Below are 18452 nucleotides of genomic sequence, written 5' to 3' on the forward strand. Positions count from 1 at the left end.
CTTATCCCCCCACCGCAACCTCGTTTCCTCAGACAGAGAAGACCCCCCTGTTCCCGGCAAGAGGGAGCGCGCCACGCGCCCCCGTCCCGGATCTCCCGGGCCGGGGGCGCGGCGCTGTCCGGGTGGCGGTGGTCCCCCACACGGGCGACGGCGGCGGTGCGGCCCCTTGCCGGAGCGGGCCCCGCGCGGTGCCCTGGGCCGCACCGTTCCCAGGAGGCCCACCATGTCCGTACGTACCGGCACGGCCGCGGCGGCGACCGCGACCGCGCTGCTCGCCCTGCCCCTGGCCCCGGCCCAGGCCACCACCCACGAGGCGGACGAGGGACGGCTCTTCCTCACCCTCTCCGGGGCCCAGAACACCTGGATCCGCGGCGTCCAGCTGCCCTGCCCGGGCCCGGGCGGCCACCATCCGCACGCCGCCGAGGCCTGCCGCCACCTGGGTCAGGGAGGCGGCCGGCCCGACGGGGTGCCGCCCGGCGCCAACCGGACCTGCGCCGACGAGGACGACCCGGTCACCGCGACCGCCGACGGCCACTGGCGGGGCGGGCAGGTCACCTGGCGGCGGACCTACCCCAACCTGTGCGTCCTGGAGGCCGCGACAGGCCCCGTCTTCCGCTTCTGACCGGCTACGGCCGCCCGGCCCGGGCTCAGGTCCCGCGCGCCGCCAGCGTCCCGATGGCCGTCAGCCCCAGCACCACCCAGGTGAACCACAGCCAGCCGTCGGTGCCGATGGTGACGGTGTAGGCGGTCACCAGCACCAGGGCGCCGGCCGTCAGGGCCGCCATCGTCTTCGCGGATCCGGGCATCCCGCACCTCCTCAACAGCGGCCCGGCGCGAAAACGCGCGGACCGCGGCCAGGAGACCATGGTCTCCCCGCCGCGGTCCGCACCGCCATACCGCGCGACCGTCCCGGTCAACGCGTTCCGGTCACCGTTCCCGCGTGCTGAGCGACGCCAGGTAGGCGTTGTAGGCCGCCAGCTCCTTGTCGCCGTCCCGGTCCGCGGCCCGGTCGCTGCGCTTGGCCTGCCGCTGCTCCGATCGGTACCACTGGTAGACGAGCGCCAGCAGCACCAGCACGGACGGGATCTCGCTGAACGCCCACGCGATGCCGCCGCCGGCCTTCTGGTCGTCCAGCGCGTCGATGCCCAGCGAGGCCGGCGGGTGCATATAGGTGCCGATCATCGGCTCCGAGGCCATCATCAGCGCGATGCCGAAGAACGCGTGGAACGGCATGCCGGCGAACAGCTCCAGCATCCGCATCACATAGCCCGGCCGGTGCGGGCCCGGGTCCACGCCCATGATCGGCCAGAAGAAGACCAGGCCCACCGCGAGGAAGTGGACCATCATCGCGATGTGGCCCGTCCTCGTCTCCATGAGGAAGTCGAAGATCGGCGTGAAGTACAGGGCGTAGAGGCTCGCGATGAACATCGGGATCGTGAAGCCCGGGTGCGTGATCACCCGCATGTAGCGGCTGTGCAGCAGCGCCACCAGCAGCTCGCGGGGCCCCTTGCGGCCGCGCCCCGCCGCCGGAAGTGCCCGCAGCGTCAGCGTCACCGGGGCGCCCAGCAGGATCAGGATGGGGGAGAGCATGCTGATGACCATGTGCTGCACCATGTGGACGCTGAACATGACCATGCCGTAGTCGTTGAGCTTGGTGCACATCACCAGCGCGATGCTCAGCACGCCGAGGACGAAGGCCACGACCCGGCCCCACGGCCACGCGTCCCCGCGCCGCCGCAGCCGCACCACGGCCCAGCCGTACAGGCCCAGGCCCAGCAGGCAGCCGATCATGAAGAACGGTTCACCGCTGAACTGCAGACCCCGCTCCAGCGTGAACGGCGGCATGTCCATGTGCATCATGCCGTGCCCGCTGTGATCCATCCGCTCTCTCCCATTTCGCACCAATGCGCCGGGACCAGAGTAGAGCCGCCCCCGGGCCGCTCCACGGCCGGGGGCGTCGTCCCCGGCGGGCGGGGGCGGCCGGGATCACAGCACGCAGTCGACCTCGGCGTAGCGCTCGGCGGGCACGGTCTTCAGCCGCTCGACGGCCTCGGCCAGCGGGACCAGGGTGATGTCCGTGCCGCGCAGCGCCGTCATCATCCCGAAGGCGCCCTGGTGGGCCGCCTCCACCGCGTGCCAGCCGAAGCGCGTGGCCAGCACCCGGTCGTACGCGGTGGGGGTGCCGCCCCGCTGGACGTGCCCCAGGATCACCGGCCGCGCCTCCTTGCCCAGGCGCCGCTCCAGCTCGACGGCGAGCTGCCGGGCCACGCCCGCGAACCGCTCGTGGCCGTAGACGTCCGTGCCGCCGGTCTCGAAGTCCATGGTGCCGGGGCGCGGCTTGGCGCCCTCAGCGACCACCACGATCGCGAAGCGCTTGCCCGCGGCGAAGCGCGCGCCGACCACGGCGGTGAGTTCGTCGATGCGGAAGGGCCGCTCCGGCACCACGATCGCGTGGGCGCCGGCCGCCGTGCCGGCCTGGAGGGCGATCCAGCCGGTGTGCCGGCCCATGACCTCGACGATCAGGACGCGCTGGTGCGACTCGGCGGTGGTCTTCAGCCGGTCCAGGGCCTCGGTGGCGACACCCACCGCGGTGTCGAAGCCGAAGGTCACGTCGGTCGCCGCGATGTCGTTGTCGATGGTCTTGGGCACGCCGACGATCGGCAGCCCCGCGTCGGAGAGCAGCCGTGCCGCCTTGAGGGTGCCCTCGCCGCCGATCGGGATCACGGCGTCCAGGCCGAGCGTCGCGACGTTGTCCAGGGCCCGCCCCACGCCGTCGCGCAGCTGCTCGGGCCGGACCCGGGAGGAGCCGAGGATCGTACCGCCGGTGGCCAGGACGCCGGCCACGGCGTCGAGGTCGAGCTTGCGGTGGTCCGACTCCAGCAGACCGCGCCAGCCGTCGTGGAAGCCGATCACGTCGTCGCCGTGGTCGACGACCGCGCGGTGCACCACCGAGCGGATGACGGCGTTGAGGCCGGGGCAGTCGCCCCCGGAAGTGAGGACGCCGATGCGCATGACAGGGAACCTTCGCGCTCAGGGCCGGATGCGGCCGTAGACCGGACCGGACCCCGTCGTCCGGAGGAATCCCCGCCACCCTAGCCGTAGTGGGTGACGGGGATCGTGACCGTCCGCTATGCGGGCTGCGTCGCCGCCGCGATGCGCTCGGCGCGCAGCGCCTCGTACCAGCGGTCGTCGACCGGCGGCAGGGCGTTGACGTCCAGCGCCAGCTTGATCAGCAGGTCCGCGATGTGCGGGTTGCGGGCCATGACCGGGCCGTGCATGTAGGTGCCGAAGACGGTGTCGTTGAACGCGCCCTCGGTGCCGTCGCCCGTGCCGTTGCCGTTGCCGAACCGGACCCGGGCGAACGGGCGGGCCGTCGGGCCCAGGTGGGTGACGCCCTGGTGGTTCTCGAAGCCCGTCAGCGGCGGCAGGCCGAGCTGGGGGTCGATGTCGGCGAGCACGTCGCCGACGCAGCGCTCGCCCTCGCCACGGGTGCTGATGACGTCCAGCAGCCCCAGGCCCTGCTCGCGCTGGCCCAGGTCGTTGATGAACTCGTGGCCCAGGATCTGGTAGCCGGCGCAGACCGAGAAGACGATCGCGCCGTTGGCCACGGCCCGGTTCAGGCCGCCGTCGCGGCGCAGCCGCTCGGCCGCCAGCCGCTGCGGACGGTCCTCACCGCCGCCGATCAGGTAGATGTCCCCGGAGGTGGGGATCTGCTGGTCGGAGCGGACGTCCACGCGCTGGACGTCCAGGCGGCGCTGGTGGGCGCGCCGCTCCAGGACCAGGACGTTGCCCTGGTCCCCGTAGGTGCTGAGCAGGTCGGGGTAGACCCACACCACACGCAGACTGTTCTGGCTCATGCTCACAATCCTTCGGTGCTGTCCGTGGGTCGTCAGTTGCCGACGCGGCGGCGGATGTCCTGGAACGCCGTGTAGTTGGCGATGACCTCGATCTTGCCGGGCGGGGCCATCTGCACGGCCTCGTCCACGGTCTCGCAGACCCGGAAGTCCACGCCCGCGACCTCCAGGCGGACCGCGAGGTCCAGCTTGCGGTCGCCGATGACCATGATCGGGTGCCCGGCGAGCCGGGTGTAGTCGACGTCCCACAGCCAGGAGGTGTCGGTGCCGTCCGCGCCGCGGGCGTTCACCGAGAGGATCACCGGCGCCGGCGGCCCGTCGATCAGCGAGAAGGTCTCCAGCCAGCCGGCCGGGTTCTTCGCCAGCAGCAGTCGCACCTCACGGCCGAGGAACTCCACCACGTCGTAGCGGCCGGCCACGGCCTGCACCTGGTACATCCGCTCCAGCGCCACCTGCGGCGGCACGCCGAAGGTCGCGGCCACGGCGGCCGAGGTGGTGGCGTTGGCCTTGTTGGCCCGGCCCGGCAGCTGGAGGTGGATCGGCCACGCGGAGCCGTGCGGGTCGAGGACGTAGTCGCCCGACAGCGCCCAGCTCGGCGTGGGCCGGCGGAAGCCGCACTCGCCGCAGAACCAGTCGTCGCCCGGGCGCTGCATCACACCACCGCAGGAGGGGCACGACCAGGCGTCGTCCTTCCACTCCTGGCCGGCGGCCACCCACACCACGTTCTGCGACGAGGACGCCGCCCATACGATCAGCGGGTCGTCCGCGTTGGCGATCACCACGGCCTTGGTGCCGGCCAGGCCCTCGCGCCACTTCTCGGCCAGCATGCGGGTCTCCGCGGCGCGGTCCAGCTGGTCGCGCGAGAGGTTCAGCAGCGCTATGGCCTTGGGCGAGGTGTCGCGCGCGACACCCGCCAGGTACTTCTCGTCCACCTCGATCACGCCGTAGCGCGCGTCCGAGCCGCCCGCGAGGGCGGAGGTGATGCCCGCGGGCATGTTCGCGCCCAGCGCGTTCGACACCACCGGCCCGCTGGCCCGCAGCGCCTCGGCGATCAGTCGTGTCGTGGTCGTCTTGCCGTTGGTGGCCGACACCAGGATCACGTCCAGGTGGGTTGCCAGCCGGGCCAGCAGGTCGGGGTCGAGCTTGAGTGCGACCTTGCCGCCGATCACCGACCCGCTGCCACGGCCCGCGGCCCGCGACACCGCCGCAGCCGCCTTGCCCGCCGTCACGGCCAGCTTGGCCCGCGGCGACAGCGGCCCCGAGTTGCCTGCCATCGTCCTAGATCCTCCATTGCTTCCGGCGCCGCGCCTGTGTACCTGGTCAGCCGGGTGGGACGCCCCCTCCGTGCCGTACCGCCGCCAGGAGGCTACGGTCGGGGATCAGCCTATCGAGATCCGGCCGTGGGCCCGAACCCACCATCAGCTGAACGTACCCTTGGGCCATGCGAAGAGGCACGATTCCCGGCAGTTCAGGACAGGTGCGGCCCATGCGGCTGCTCGGCGACCCGGGCCTCGCCGCACCCTGCGAGGCGGTCACGGAATTCGACGGCGCGCTGGCGGAGCTCGTCGAGGACATGTTCGCCACGATGTACGCGGCGGGCGGGGTGGGACTCGCCGCCAACCAGATCGGGGTGCCGCTGCGGGTCTTCGTCTACGACTGCCCGGACGACGAGGACCGCCGCCACCTCGGCCACCTGGTCAACCCCCGTCTGGTGGCCGCGGAGGGCATCACGGTCCGCGGCCCCGAGGGATGCCTCTCCGTGCCGGGCCTCGAGGCGGGCACGGAGCGGTTCGACGAGGCGGTCGTCGAGGGCTTCACCGTCACGGGCGAGTCCGTCCGGGTCCACGGCACCGGCTTCTTCGCCCGCTGCCTCCAGCACGAGTGCGACCACCTGGACGGCGGCCTCTATCTCGACCGCCTCACCGGGCTGCGCCGCCGGCGGGCCCTGCGGGCCGTGCGGCGTGCGCCGTGGGCGGCGGAGCGGACGGGCTGAGCTCAGCCCGTCCGGAGGGCCACCTCCCAGCAGGTGGCTGGAGGAGGTCGGCCGGGGTTCTTCAGAAGCCCGGCCCGCCCGGCAGGTCGCCCGAGGTGGCCAGCCGTCCCCACAGCAGGTCCGTCAGATGGCGGACCAGCGGTCCGCGGTCGTAGGGGCGCTCACGCAGCCACCAGTCCCCGGCCGCGTGCATCATTCCGACGATGCCGTGGCCCCACGCCCGCGCCAGGTCCGAGCCGTCCGGGCCGAGGTCGACCCGCTCGGCTATGACCTGGGCCAGCTCCTCTCCCATGCGGCGCAGCAGGGGGGTGGAGTGACGGCCGACGTCGAAGCCGTGCTCGGCGGGCGTGCCCTCGTCGGCCGGGTGCATCAGGAAGCGGTAGACCTGCGGCCGCGCCTCGATGGCCGCGAGATAGGTGTCCAGGGTCGTCTCGACCCGCTCGCGCCGCGCGGTGGGCGCGTCGAGCGCCGCGCGCAGTCCGTTCAGCAGGGCGTCGGTGTGGCGCACGGCCAGCGCCCGGTAGAGCCCGCCCTTGTCGCCGAAGTGCCGGTAGAGGATGGGCTTGGTGATCCCCGCCTCGGCCGCGATCGCGTTCATCGACGCCTGCGGCCCGTCCCGCAGCACCACCCGGTCCGCGGCCTCCAACAGCTCCTTGCGCCGCTGCTCCGCAGCCCGCTGCTGATCGTCCCGCTGACTGGTCTCCATTGATGTGCCTCCCCGCCCGATGGTTCAAAACGCCTGCGCAACGTAACACCCCGTCCACGGAGCGGATTCGGAGGGCAGGGGAGTTGACACTACTACTGGCGAGTAACAGACTCATGTTACCTCAGGTAAGTCACGCCGAGAGGGGACCGGGGGATCATGGGGGACTTCGCCTTCGAGCTGAACGACGATCAGAGGACCGTGCGGGACTGGATCCACGGCTTCGCCGCCGAGGTCATGCGTCCGGCCGCCGCGGAATGGGACGAACGCGAGGAATTCCCCTGGCCCGTGGTGCGCGAGGCGGCCAGGATCGGGCTGTACTCGCTGGACTTCTACGCGCAGCAGTTCTTCGACCCCACCGGGCTCGGGGTGCCCCTCACCCTGGAGGAGCTGTTCTGGGGCGACGCGGGCCTCGGCCTGGCCATCGCCGGCACCGGCCTCGCCGCGATCAGCGTCTTCACCAACGGCACCGACGAACAGATCGGCACCTGGGTGCCCGAGATGTACGGCGACGCCGACGACGTACGGATCGCCGCCTTCTGCTCCTCCGAGCCGGACGCGGGCTCCGACGTCGCCGCCATGCGCACCCGCGCCGTTCACGACGGGGCGAAGGACGAGTGGGTGCTCGACGGGGTGAAGACCTGGGCGACCAACGGCGGTATCGCCGACGTCCATGTGGTCGTCGCCGTGGTCGACCCGGAGCTCGGTGCCCGCGGCCACGCCTCCTTCGTCGTCCCGCCCGGCACCCCCGGGCTGGAGCAGGGCCAGAAGTTCCGCAAGCACGGCATCCGGGCCTCCCACACCGCCGAGGTCGTCCTGCGCGGCGTCCGGGTGCCCGGCCACTGCCTGCTGGGGGGCAAGGAGAAGCTCGACGAGCGCCTGGCGCGTGCCCGGGAGAGGGCCGCCGGCGGTGGCGCGCGGGGTGGCAACGCCGCGATGGCCACCTTCGAGGCGTCCCGCCCGGCGGTGGGCGCCCAGGCCGTTGGCATCGCCCGCGCCGCGTACGAGGTCGCCCTCGACTACGCGCGGACCCGGGTGCAGTTCGGGCGGCCGATCATCGACAACCAGGGCGTCGCCTTCCAGCTCGCCGACATGCGCACCCGTATCGACGCCGCCCGGCTGCTGGTCTGGCGCGCCTCCTGGATGGCCACGGCGGGCCGGCCCTTCACGGCGGCCGAGGGGTCGATGTCCAAGCTCTTCGCCGGCGAGACGGCCAAGGCGGTCACCGCCCAGGCCATGCAGATCCTCGGCGGCAACGGCTACACCCGGGAGTACCCGGTGGAGCGTATGCACCGGGATGCGGCGATCTACACCATCTTCGAGGGCACGAGCGAGATCCAGCGGCTGGTGATCGCGCGGACGCTCTCGGGGGTGCCGATCCGCTGATGTGCCCGGCCGGTGGGCTGTGATGCCCCCTTCCTCCCCCTTTGTTCTGTGACGCTGCGACGGTTTGATCATCCGAATGTCACAGGAGTCCCACAGGGCGCTCCACGTGTCGATCACGCCCTGACCAGCGGGTAAGAATGTGCACGTCAAAAAGCACGTACCAAGCACCACGCACCGCCACGGGGGATCCACCATCATGCGTCGTCAGCTCAGCACCGCCGCGATCATCGTCGCGCTCGCCGCCACCGCCACCGCCTGCAACAGCGACGGTGTCGACGCCAAGCCCGACAACAGCGCCGGTGCCGCACAGAGCCAGGCGCCCGCCGACCCGGCGCCCGCGCCCGACAAGGGCGGGGACAAGGGCGGCGACAAGGGCGGCTCCGGCCAGGGCGGCGCCCTCGGCGTCGGCGGCACCGCCACCGTCAAGGCCAAGAACGGTGCCGAGATCACCGTCACGCTCAAGAACTGGACCGACCCGGCCCAGAGCAACAACAAGTACCTCCAGCCGAAGCCGGGCAAGCGCTGGGTCGCCGCCCAGCTGGAGATCGTCAACAAGGGTCAGGCCGGCTACGACGACAGCCCGGCCAACGGCGTGAAGGTCCTCGACGAGCAGGGCCAGACCTTCACCCACGCCATCGGCGAGACCACCGCGGGACCCAACCTGCCGGCCACGGTCAAGCTGAAGACCGGCGAGAAGGCCCTCGGCTACGTCGTGGTCTCGGTGCCGGAGAACGCCAAGCCCAAGACGCTCACCTTCACCCCGGACTCCGGCTTCGCGAAGGACACCGCCCAGTGGACGGTCGCGAAGTGACCGTGTGACGTCGTGACCTTCCGGCCGCCGCCCGCGCGAACCGCGCGGGCGGCGTCGCCGTGCCCGGTTCAGCCCGCGAGGAGGCCCTCGGGGTCGAGCCGGGCGACGTCGTAGCGGCTGTGGAGCTCCCCGCGCACCGCCGCGGCGGCGTGGCCGGCGCCCACGGGCACGTCCACGATCGTCCAGCCGGTGGGCCAGGCGGGTGTGCCGGGGCCGCCGTTGCCGAGGTAGTCGAGGTCGGGGGAGCGGCCGAGGCCGGTGCCGAGGGCCTTGAGATAGGCCTCCTTGCGCACCCAGAGCCGGGTGAAGACCGCCGCGCGCCGGACGGCCGGCGCCGCCATGACCTCCCGGTGCTCGGCGGGGTGCAGCGCCGAGGCCACCTGGCCGACCGTCTGCGGTGCCGGTTCCTGCTCGGTGTCCACCCCGACGGGGGCCGCGGCGACCCCGATCAGGGTCAGGTCGCCGCCGTGCGACAGGGAGAAGTGCGGGGCACCGGGGGCGGCGACGGCGGGCCTGCCGTGCGGCTTTCCGCAGCAGGGGCACGGCTCGCGGGTGAACTCCAGCTCGCCGGGCGGTACGTCCAGGTAGGCGCCCAGCAGCCTGCGCAGCATCAGATGGGCGGCCGCGTACCGGGCGCCGTCGAGGGGGCGCACGAACGCGTCCGCCTTCCGGCGCTCCTCGTCGTCCAGCGGCGACCGGTCGAGGTCCGCGGAGGCGAGCCACGGGTCGGGGGTGCGCAACAGCCAGAGGTCTAGGGTCCCTTCGGCCGGCCGGTCCAGCCGCCGGGGCCAGGGGGCGCCGGTGGTGGGGCTCGTGCGGGCGGCGGAGTGGTCCAGGGGTAGCTGCACGGGTCGCTCCGGTCTATCGGTGACGAACGCCGCCGCAGCGTACAGGAGTCATATGTCTGTCGGATATCAGCTCCGCATGGGCCGTTCATTTTCGGGCCCTATTCGTAGAGATCCGAAGAGAAGCGTAAGTACGTTGACATCGGCGGTCGGATGGGTACGGACTGTAAGGGCTCGGCGACCCGGCGTCCCACATCGGCCATCACCGGGCCGCATTCTGGCTCAAACGTGATGGGTCACCATGAGGTGTGCTGTTACCGTCGTTTCCGATCTTGAGCGTGCAAGTCGGCACCCCGTGCCATCCTCCTTGGCGCGGCGATCACCGAGGTCGAGCATGGGCTTCATGAAAGAGGGCACGCCGTGGCGGTCAGGTCCGATACACACTCAGGCGCTCCCGGCACACTCCCCGGGCGCGCCACCGAGCTCCGCGCGCTGACCGCCCTCGCGGCCCGCGCCCGCGCCGGAACCGCCCGGGCCGTCCTCGTCCGCGGCCCCGCCGGCATCGGCCGGACCAGCCTCCTGGCCGCCGCCGCGGACCGGTTACGCGCCGACGGCTTCACCGTCCGGCAGCACACCGCCCCCCGCGGCGGCGACGGCGCCGACCACGACGCCGGCGCGCCCTTCGCCGCCGACCCCTACGCCCCCGGCGCCACCGGCACCGCCCCCCGCGACACGTACGCCGCCCACCGCCGGCTCTACGCCCACGTCAGCGCCCTCATGGCCGACGGGCCCCTCGCCTTCGTCCTCGACGACGCCCAGTGGTGCTCCGAAGCCACCCTCAGACGCCTCGACTTCGTCCTGCGCAGGGCCGCCGCCCGCCCCCTGCTGCTCCTCCTCGCCCAGCGCGCCGACTGCGGCGGACCCGGCACCGGCGTCCTCGCCGAGATGCTCGGACAGGGCCGCTGCACCCTGATCGAACCCGGCCCGCTCGACCCCGCCGCCACCGGCCCGCTCGTCGCCCGCGCCCTCGGCGCCCCCGCCGACCAGCGCTTCGCGCGGCACTGCGCCGACGTCACCGGCGGCAACCCGCAGCTCCTCCACCGGCTGCTCACCGCCCTGCGCGAGAAGGGCGTCCGCCCCGACGCCGACGGCCTCCGGCACGTCGCCGCCGCCCTCGACGAGGCCGTCGCCGCCGCGGTCCCCGACCGGCTGGCCTGCCGGCCCCGCCATGTGCGCGAGGCCGCCCGCGCCCTCGCCGTCCTCGGCCGGCCCGACGCCGACCTGCTCGCCGTCCTCTGCGGGGTGAGCGCGCAACGCGCCCTCGCCGCCCTCGACGCGTTGCGCCGGTGCGGGGTCCTCACCGACGACGGGCCCACCGCGCCCGGCACCGTCCGCGCCCCCGTACGCGACGCGATCCTCGCCGGCCTGCCCCCGGCCGAACTGCGCCACTTACGGGTCCGTGCCGCCCGGGTGCTCAACGACGCCGGCCGGCCCGCCACCGAGGTCGCCGACCAGCTGGTCGGGCTGGACCACCTCGACGAACCCTGGATGCCCGCCGTCCTGCGCGAGGCCGCCGCCGGGGCCCGGGGCCGCGGCGCCACCGAGGCCGCGGTCCGCTACCTGCGGCGCGCCCTGGACGCCGGCCCCGACGACGCCCAGCGCCACGGGATACGCCTCGAACTGGCCAAGGCCGCGGCCCCGGTCGCCCCCGACACCGCCCTGCGCCACCTGCGCCAGGTCCTCGGCGCCGCCGCCGACCCCCGCGAACGCGCCCCCGTCGCCGCCGAGTACGGCATGGCGGCCATCGGCACCCCCGCGGCCCCCGACGCCGTCCGGGCCCTGACCGGCGTCCTCGACGACCTGCCCGCCGACGCGACCGCCGGCCCCGCCCGCGACCTGCGCACCCACGTCCGGGCGGCCCTGCTGGTCACCGCCGTCAACGAGAAGACCTCCATGGCCGGGGTCCGCGCCCGCGCCCGCACCTGGACCGTCCCCGAGGGCGACACCCCCGCCGAACGGCGGCTGCTCTCCGTCCTGAGCGCCTTCACCGCCCTCGACGGCGGCCCCGCGACCGACGCCGCGGCCCTGGCCCGGCGCGCCCTGCGGGTGGAGGAGGCCTCGCCCGCCGGCTGGTGGGTCTTCGGCTCCTCCGTGGTCCTCGGCCTCGCCGACGACATCGACGGGGCCCTCGCCGGGTTCGACCGCTCGCTCCGCGACAGCCGCACCCGCTACGAGCCCTGGATGCAGGTCGCCACGCTCGCCGCTCGCTCCCTCACCCTCCACGGCACCGGGGACGTCGACGCCGCCCTCCGTGACGCCCGGGCCGCCGTCGAGACCGCGGCCCGCAGCGAACGCACCGCCCGCACCCCCATGCCGCACATCGCCCTCGGCACCGCCCTGCTCACCCACGGCAGGGTCGAGGAGGCCGGCGCGGCCCTCGACCGCGCCGCCTCCCGCGTCACCGACCGGCACATCTGGGAATGGCACCACTACCTCTACGCCCGGGGCCGCGTCCTGCGCGACCTGGGCGACCACGAGGGGGCCGTCGAACTGTGGCTGCGCTGCGGCGACAGCCTGGCCGAGGCCGGGGTGACCAACCCCGTCCTGGTCCCCTGGTGGCTGCGCGCCACCCTCGCCCTCAGCCGCCTCGGCCGCACCGGCGAGGCCCGCGACGTCGTCGAACGGACGACCCCCCACATCCACCGCTGGGGAACCCCGCGCGCCCACGGCACCGGACTGGTCGCCCGGGCCTCCGTCACCGCCGGCCGGGCCCGCCTGGACCTCCTCACCGAGGCCGCCGAGGTCCTCGCCGGATCGCCCGCCCGCCTCGAACACGCCCAGGCCTCCTACCTGCTGGGCAGCGGCCTCCTCGGCCACGGCGACGCCTCCGGCGCCCGCCGCCACCTGCGCCGCGCCGTCGAACTGGCCGCCCGCTACGGCTACCGGGCCCTCGCCGCCACCGCGCGCGCCACGCTGGTCACCGCCGGCGGCCGGATGTCCCGGCCCGCCGCCCGCCCCCTGGACACCCTCACCGGCAGCGAGCGCCGCGTCGCCGCGCTCGCCCAGGGCGGCGTCACCAACAAGGCCATCGCCGAAGCCCTCTTCATCAGCCCCCGCACCGTCGAGATGCACCTGACCAACGTCTACCGCAAGCTCGCCGTGCGCGGCCGCGGCGACCTGCCCGGCGCCCTCGGCGGCTACGGCCCCCTCCCCGCGTGACAGCACGACCCCCCAGGAGAGACCCGTGGAGTCGCAGGTGACGGACGAGCGACCGCCGCGCCGGCCACCGGCCGACGCCATGCCGCCGCTCGCCGGCCGCGACCGCGAGCAACGGCTGCTGGCCGGCCTGCTGGACGGCCTCGCCGCCGGCCGCCCGGCCCTGGCGGAGATCCGCGGCCTGCCGGGCACAGGCCGCAGCGCCCTGCTCGACCGGACCGCCCACCTCGCCCGCGCCGCCGGCGTCCGCGTCGCCACCGCCCACGCCTCCTGGGAGGAGACCGGCCACCCCTACGGCCTCGCCGCCCAGCTCACCCCGGCGCTGACCCCGCCCGTCCCCGCCGGGACGCCCCGCCCGCGCGCCCGCGCCGCCGCGGCCGACCGCACCGCCGACCTGTGCCGGGCCGCCCGCGCGGCGGCCAGCGCCCAGCCGCTGCTGATCGCCGTCGACGACGTCCAGTGGGCCGACCCCGCCTCCCTGCGCTGGCTGCGGGCCCAGGCCCGGCGGCTCGCCGGTGTGCCCCTGATGCTGCTCACCACCCGCGCCGGCACCGCGCCCGCCGGCCCCGGCGAACGCCTCGAACCCGCCTCCCTGGACACCGCGCACGACGTCGCCCACCACACCCTCACCCTCGGCCCCCTCACCCCCGACGAGGTGGGCGAGCTGCTCGCCGACGCCTTCGGCACCCCCGCCGACCCGGCCTTCCGGGACGCGGTGGCCCGGGCCGCCGACGGCAACCCCGCCGTGCTCCGCGCGGTCGCCGCCCGCTTCGCCCGGCACGGCCGGCGCCCCCGCGCCGACCAGCTGCCGCACCTGGCCGACAGCGTCGCCGAAGCCGTGCGCGACCGCGCCGTCCGCGCCGTGGCCGGCCTCCCCGACGACCTTCCGGCCGTCCTGAGGGCCGTCGCCGTGGCCGCCCCGCACACCGACCCCGCGACCCTCACCGCGCTGGCCGGCCCCACCGCCACCGGCACCCGGCGCGCCCTGGAACGCCTCGCCGACACCGGCCTGCTGACCGGCGGCGACCGCCCCGCGTTCCGCGAACCCACCGCCGCCCGCGCCGTACTGGCCCGCATGACCGCCGACGACCGCGAGGAACTCCACGCCCGCGCGGCCCTCCACGCCCACCGTGCCGGCCTCCCCGACACCGCCCTGGCCGGGATGCTCACCGGCGCCCGTATCCTCGGCGCCCCCTGGGCCGTCGACACCCTGCGCCGCGAGGCCGCCCGCCACCGCGCGGCGGGAGACCCCGCCGAGGCCGCCCGCCTCCTCCGGCGCGCCCTGCGCGAACCCATGGCCCCCCGGCTGCGCGTCCGCACCCTGACCGAACTGGCCGCCGACGTCCTGCCGTCCGCGCCCGACGCCGCCGACCGCCACCTGCGCCAGGCCCTGCGGGCCCCCGCCGACGCCGACGCCGGACCCTCCTGGGTACGGGCCGCGGACCTGCTGGTGGCCCGCGGGGACCTCGCCGGGGCCCAGCCCCTCATCGCCGGCGCCCTCGCCCGCAACCGCCTGCGCCCCGCCGACCGTTCGGCGCTGCGCGCCCTGTACTGGTTCGCCGAGTACAGCCGCCACGAGACCGCCCCGGCCCTGGACCGGCCCGCCGTGCCCGCCCTCGCCGAGCGGCCCGCCGACCCCGCCGAGGCCGCCGTCGCCGCCTGGCGCGAGGCCCTGCGCGGCCGGGACATCGTCCGCGCCCGGGAGCTCGCCCGGGCCGCCCTGGCCCCCGGACCCCCGTGTTCCCTCCCCCTGACCCCCCAGGTCGCGGCCTGCCACACCCTCCTCCTCACCGGCGACGTCGCCGAGGCGCACACGGGGCTCGACGCCGTACTGCTGCGTGCCGAGGACGCCGGAGCCCCGGCGGCGGCCGCCGCCGCCCACCTCGTCAGGGCCCTCTGCCTGCTCCACGAGGGACACCCAGACGCGGCCTCCGCGGCCCTCGACCGGGCCCAGGAGGTCATGCCGCCGCACTGCTGGCACCCCTTCATGAGCGCCGCCGTGACCGCCCTGAAGACCCTGGCCCACCTCGAACTCGGCGACACCGCCGGCGCCGAGCGGTCCCTCGGGCTCGCCCGCGCGTCGGACGCCGCGGGCGGCACCGGCTGGGCCTGCCTGCTCTACGCCCGCGGCCGCGCCCACCTGGCCGCGGGGAACCGCCGGGCCGCCGTCGCCGACCTGCTGGAGTGCGGCCGTCTGCTGCTCGCCCAGCAGGCGGTCAACCCCGCGCTGCTGCCCTGGCGTTCGGCCGCCGCCCGGGCCCGGGGTCTCGCACCGCACGACCGCACCGCCGCCGCGCTGCTGGCCGAGGAGCGCCGGCTCGCCCTCGCCTGGGGCGCGCCCGGGCCGCTGACCAGGGCCCTGTACGCCACCGGCGCGCTGGCCCCGCCCGTCGCCGCGCGCCCCGGCACGGACACCCCGGCCGACTGGCGGTACCGGCAGGCCCTGATCTCCCTGGCCACCGCCCGCCTGGCCGGCCCGGCCGTGGCCGCGCCGCCGCCCGGCGACCCCGCGTCCCCCGCGCGTCCCGGGCCCGGCGAGCCCGTCGTACCGGACCGCGTGCCGCCGGAACCGGCCGCTCCGGCCCGCCCGCCCGTACCCGCCCCCGCCCCGGCGCCCCCGGCCCCGCGCTCGCGGACCACCCGGGACGGGCTGACCGGCGCCGAGGCGCGGGTGGCCGCGCTGGCCGCCCGCGGCCTGCCCAACCGGGCCATCGCCGGCGGCCTCTCGGTGACCCCCCGCACCGTGGAACTCCACCTGACCAGGGTCTACCGCAAGCTGGGCATCCCCGGACGCCCCGAGCTGGCCGGGGCGCTGGAGCGCCTCGGGCTCACGACCCACGACGACCCCGCCCCGACGAAGGACACCCCATGACCCCCCTGCTCGACCGGCGCCGCGAGCTCGAACTGGCCGGCACGGCCCTGCGGACGGCGGCCACGGACGGACACGGCTCGCTCCTCGTCGTCAGCGGCGGCATCGGCACCGGCAAGACCGCCCTCCTCCGCGCCTTACCCGGCCTCGCGGAACGCCAGGGCACCCGCACCCTGACCGCGGGCGGCGCCCCGCTGGAGCAGGACCTCCCCTTCGGCCTGGCCGGCCAGCTCCTCGAACCCCTGCGCCCGGGCGCCGCCCTCGAACCGCCCGGCCCCGACCCCTACGGCGAACTCCTCGCCCTCGTCGCCGAACACGCCGCCCGCCGGCCCCTGCTGCTGCTCGTCGACGACCTCCAGTGGGCCGACGCGCCCTCCCTGCGCTGGCTCGGCCACCTCGCCAAACGGCTGACGGCCTGGCCCGTCACCCTCGTCACCGCCCTCCGCGAGGGCGACCCCGGCGCCGACGAGCCCCGCGTCCAGGACATCACCGACCGCGCCGCGCACCTCCTGCGCCCCGGCCCGCTCACCCCCGAGGGCACCGCCGAACTGGTCGGCGCCGCCTTCGGGCGGCCCGCCGACGCCGAGTACGCGGCGGCCTGCCACCGGGCCACGGGCGGCAACCCCATGCTCCTGACCGCCACCCTGGCCGCCCTCGCCGGCACCGGAGACCCCGTCGCCGAACGCGCCCACACCGTCGCCGAGGCCCGCCTGCCCGCCCTCCGCGAACGCCTCGCCGTGGCGCTGCGCTCCCAGCCCGCCCCCGTACGCGGACTCGCCAAGGCCCTCGCCGTCCTCGGCGACAACGCCGACGACGAACTTGTCGGCCGCCTCGCCGGACTGGACGCCACCGGCCGCGAGGAGGCCGCCCGCGGCCTCGGCCGGCTGGGCCTGCTGGCCGCCGGCCCCGGCACCCGGTTCGTCCACCACGCGGTACGGGACGCCGTCGAGGACTCCCTGACCCCCGCCGAGCAGGAGGACGCCCACGTCCTCGCCGCCCTGCTGCTCCACCGCGGCGGCCACCCGGCCGAGGAGGCCGCGGCGCAGCTCCTGGCCGCCACCTCCTGCCAGGACGGCTGGGCGGCCGAGGCGCTGCGGGCCGCCGCCGACGCCGCCCGGGCGCGCGGCGCGCACGAGGAGGCCGCCCGCTACCTCCGCCGGGCCCTGCTCGGCAGCTCCCCCTCCGGGCCCGACCGGGCCACCCTGCTCGTCGACCTGGCCACCGTGGAGCGGGAGTTCGACCCCCTGGCGGCGGTCCGGCACGTCTCCCAGGCCCTGCTGCTGCTCCCGGACCCGGCCCGGCGCGCCCGGGCCGCCGTCCGCATCCCGCCCTCCCTGCTCGGCGCGAGCCCGCGGACCGTCGTCGAGTCGGTCGTCGAACTCGCCCATGAACTCGGCGACGCCGGGCCGCTCACCGGCGGCGACCGGGAAGCCGCCCTCGGCCTGGAGGCACGGCTGCGCCACTGCGCGGTGACCGGCCCCGGCGGGCTGCCCCAGTGCGCCGCCCGGCTGCGCGAGCTGGGCGCCGCGCCCGCGCTGGGCACGGCCGCCGAACGCGAACTGGTCACCGTGCTGCTGCACGGCGCCACCATGGCGCAGGGCCTGCCGGCCGCCGAGGTCGTACCGCTGGCGGAACGCGTCCTCCAGTACGAACCCGCCGCCCCGGAGCACGTCCACAGCGCCCTGCCCCTCCTCGTGCACGTGCTGATCGCCGCGGACTCGCTGGAGGCCATCGGGCCCTGGCTGGAGACCGCCCGGGAACGGGCCCGGGACCGCGGCGCCACGGTCCCGCAGGCGCTGATCGCCATCGAACGCACCCATGTGCTGCTGGCCCAGGGCCGCCTGGCCGACGCGCGGGCCTGCGCGGACGAGGCGCTGGAGCTGGGCGTGGCCGACTGGGCCACCCTCCAGTCGATGACCGCCGTCGTCCTGGTGGCCCTGGAGAGCCGCGACGCCGACCTCTCCCGCCGGCTGCTGTCCTACCGCCGCGAGGGCGCCGACCACGGCTACCGCCCCTCCTCGCTCCAGCTCGTCCGCGGCTCCTGCGCCGCCCAGCGCGGCGACCTGGCCACCGCCCTGGAGTACTTCCTCGACTGGGGCCGCGGCGCCGAACGCGCCGACTGGCGCAACCCCGCCGTTTTTCCCTGGCGCGCCTGGGCCGCCGGGCTCCACTACCGGCTCGGCGACACCGCCCGGGCCCACGACCTCATCGACGAGGAGTACGAGCGGGCCACCGCCTGGGGCACCCCCGTCGCCATCGGCCGCGCCCGGCGGGTCCAGGGCGCCCTCACCCCGGGGGAGAAGGGCATCGAGCTGCTGCGGGAGTCCGCCGCGACGCTCGACGGCGCCGTCAACGCGATGGAGCGGGCCCGTACCGCCCTGCTGCTCGGCCGCCGGCTGCTGCGCGCCGGCCGGTCCGAGGCCGAACCCCTGCTGCGGAGCGCCCGCGACCAGGCCGTGCTGTGCGGGGCGCCGTGGCTCGCCGAGGGCGCGAGCCGGGACCTGCGCGCCCTCACCGGCTCCCGTACCCGCCCGACCGTGGCCGCCCTCACCCGTACCGAACGCAGGGTCGCCGGACTCGCCGCGCGCGGGGCGTCCAACAAGGAGATAGCCGAGCGGCTGGAGGTCAGCTCGCGGGCGGTGGAGAAGCACCTCACCCAGGTGTACCGGAAGCTCGACGTGGCCGGCCGGTCCCGGCTGGGGGAGATCGCCGAACTGGCCGGTGACCAGGGCGGGGGCGACCGTACCGAACCCCACCCCCCACCGAACCGAACCGAAACACCGGGGTACCGAAGGTAACCGAACCCCCCGCCCCGTCACCACAGTCTTAGCGGCC

General features: G+C 75.6%; 14 protein-coding genes. 7 read left to right on the forward strand and 7 right to left on the reverse strand.

Features of this window, described 5'->3' with window-relative positions:
- Positions 1–223: 223 nt before the first annotated feature.
- A complete protein-coding gene (locus AC07BS_RS15235) occupies positions 224–622 on the forward strand; it encodes an SSI family serine proteinase inhibitor (RefSeq protein ID WP_478650737.1) in 399 nt (132 codons plus the stop codon).
- A gap of 25 nt (positions 623–647) precedes the next feature.
- Here AC07BS_RS15235 and AC07BS_RS15240 read toward each other — a convergent pair whose 3' ends face one another.
- The 5 genes from AC07BS_RS15240 to AC07BS_RS15260 all read right to left on the reverse strand — a co-directional run bounded on the left by AC07BS_RS15240 (position 648) and on the right by AC07BS_RS15260 (position 5128).
- On the reverse strand, positions 648–806 hold the full coding sequence (locus AC07BS_RS15240; RefSeq protein WP_478650739.1) for a hypothetical protein: 159 nt from the start codon (positions 804–806) through the stop codon (positions 648–650).
- 121 nt (positions 807–927) lie between these two features.
- Positions 928–1881 (reverse strand): cytochrome c oxidase assembly protein, encoded by a 954-nt coding sequence (locus AC07BS_RS15245; RefSeq protein WP_478650741.1) that lies wholly within the window; start codon positions 1879–1881, stop codon positions 928–930.
- 105 nt (positions 1882–1986) lie between these two features.
- Positions 1987–3012, reverse strand: a complete 1026-nt coding sequence (locus AC07BS_RS15250) for a 6-phosphofructokinase (protein ID WP_478650743.1) — start codon at positions 3010–3012, stop codon at positions 1987–1989.
- Between the two features lie 116 nt (positions 3013–3128).
- Complete coding sequence (locus tag AC07BS_RS15255; protein ID WP_478650745.1) at positions 3129–3857, reverse strand: type 1 glutamine amidotransferase; 729 nt, start codon at positions 3855–3857, stop codon at positions 3129–3131.
- Positions 3858–3889: 32 nt separating this feature from the next.
- The gene (locus AC07BS_RS15260) at positions 3890–5128 is read right to left on the reverse strand and encodes a MurT ligase domain-containing protein (protein ID WP_478650747.1); all 1239 of its coding nucleotides are present in this window, start codon (positions 5126–5128) and stop codon (positions 3890–3892) included.
- Positions 5129–5295: 167 nt separating this feature from the next.
- Here AC07BS_RS15260 and def point away from each other — a divergent pair, with 167 nt between their 5' ends.
- The gene (gene def / locus AC07BS_RS15265) at positions 5296–5847 is read left to right on the forward strand and encodes a peptide deformylase (RefSeq protein ID WP_478650749.1); all 552 of its coding nucleotides are present in this window, start codon (positions 5296–5298) and stop codon (positions 5845–5847) included.
- A 61-nt stretch (positions 5848–5908) separates the two neighbouring features.
- Here the strand turns inward: def and AC07BS_RS15270 are convergent, their stop codons facing one another.
- Positions 5909–6553: a TetR/AcrR family transcriptional regulator gene (locus AC07BS_RS15270; RefSeq protein WP_478932488.1), complete on the reverse strand. Its 645-nt coding sequence runs from the start codon at positions 6551–6553 to the stop codon at positions 5909–5911.
- 156 nt (positions 6554–6709) lie between these two features.
- Here AC07BS_RS15270 and AC07BS_RS15275 point away from each other — a divergent pair, with 156 nt between their 5' ends.
- Both AC07BS_RS15275 and AC07BS_RS15280 read left to right on the forward strand, forming a co-directional pair.
- Positions 6710–7936: an acyl-CoA dehydrogenase family protein gene (locus tag AC07BS_RS15275; protein WP_478932490.1), complete on the forward strand. Its 1227-nt coding sequence runs from the start codon at positions 6710–6712 to the stop codon at positions 7934–7936.
- A 196-nt stretch (positions 7937–8132) separates the two neighbouring features.
- The gene (locus AC07BS_RS15280; RefSeq protein WP_478650755.1) at positions 8133–8747 is read left to right on the forward strand and encodes a DUF4352 domain-containing protein; all 615 of its coding nucleotides are present in this window, start codon (positions 8133–8135) and stop codon (positions 8745–8747) included.
- A 68-nt stretch (positions 8748–8815) separates the two neighbouring features.
- On the opposite strand, the gene AC07BS_RS15285 is transcribed toward AC07BS_RS15280, so the two are convergent.
- On the reverse strand, positions 8816–9595 hold the full coding sequence (locus AC07BS_RS15285; protein WP_478650757.1) for a 4'-phosphopantetheinyl transferase family protein: 780 nt from the start codon (positions 9593–9595) through the stop codon (positions 8816–8818).
- A 357-nt stretch (positions 9596–9952) separates the two neighbouring features.
- Between AC07BS_RS15285 and AC07BS_RS15290 the strand changes: the two genes are divergently transcribed.
- From AC07BS_RS15290 to AC07BS_RS15300, 3 genes are read left to right on the forward strand one after another with little or no spacing between them, the layout of a single operon-like run.
- The gene (locus tag AC07BS_RS15290) at positions 9953–12751 is read left to right on the forward strand and encodes a helix-turn-helix transcriptional regulator (protein ID WP_478932493.1); all 2799 of its coding nucleotides are present in this window, start codon (positions 9953–9955) and stop codon (positions 12749–12751) included.
- A 25-nt stretch (positions 12752–12776) separates the two neighbouring features.
- Entirely contained in the window at positions 12777–15620 is a 2844-nt protein-coding gene (locus AC07BS_RS15295; protein ID WP_478932495.1) for an AAA family ATPase, read from the forward strand.
- Positions 15617–18415, forward strand: a complete 2799-nt coding sequence (locus tag AC07BS_RS15300; protein ID WP_478932497.1) for a LuxR C-terminal-related transcriptional regulator — start codon at positions 15617–15619, stop codon at positions 18413–18415. The genes AC07BS_RS15295 and AC07BS_RS15300 overlap by 4 nt, the downstream gene beginning before the upstream one ends.
- Positions 18416–18452: the final 37 nt, after the last annotated feature.

This window comes from Streptomyces sp. NPDC044063 (genome assembly GCF_056434285.1).

Excerpts from the sequence above, each read along its gene's own strand:
- AC07BS_RS15235 (WP_478650737.1), top strand. The coding sequence starts at position 224 with ATGTCCGTACGTACCGGCACGGCCGCGGCGGCGACCGCGACCGCGCTG.
- AC07BS_RS15240 (WP_478650739.1), bottom strand. The coding sequence starts at position 806 with ATGCCCGGATCCGCGAAGACGATGGCGGCCCTGACGGCCGGCGCCCTG.
- AC07BS_RS15245 (WP_478650741.1), bottom strand. The coding sequence starts at position 1,881 with ATGGATCACAGCGGGCACGGCATGATGCACATGGACATGCCGCCGTTC.
- AC07BS_RS15250 (WP_478650743.1), bottom strand. The coding sequence starts at position 3,012 with ATGCGCATCGGCGTCCTCACTTCCGGGGGCGACTGCCCCGGCCTCAAC.
- AC07BS_RS15255 (WP_478650745.1), bottom strand. The coding sequence starts at position 3,857 with ATGAGCCAGAACAGTCTGCGTGTGGTGTGGGTCTACCCCGACCTGCTC.
- AC07BS_RS15260 (WP_478650747.1), bottom strand. The coding sequence starts at position 5,128 with ATGGCAGGCAACTCGGGGCCGCTGTCGCCGCGGGCCAAGCTGGCCGTG.
- def (WP_478650749.1), top strand. The coding sequence starts at position 5,296 with ATGCGAAGAGGCACGATTCCCGGCAGTTCAGGACAGGTGCGGCCCATG.
- AC07BS_RS15270 (WP_478932488.1), bottom strand. The coding sequence starts at position 6,553 with ATGGAGACCAGTCAGCGGGACGATCAGCAGCGGGCTGCGGAGCAGCGG.
- AC07BS_RS15275 (WP_478932490.1), top strand. The coding sequence starts at position 6,710 with ATGGGGGACTTCGCCTTCGAGCTGAACGACGATCAGAGGACCGTGCGG.
- AC07BS_RS15280 (WP_478650755.1), top strand. The coding sequence starts at position 8,133 with ATGCGTCGTCAGCTCAGCACCGCCGCGATCATCGTCGCGCTCGCCGCC.
- AC07BS_RS15300 (WP_478932497.1), top strand. The coding sequence starts at position 15,617 with ATGACCCCCCTGCTCGACCGGCGCCGCGAGCTCGAACTGGCCGGCACG.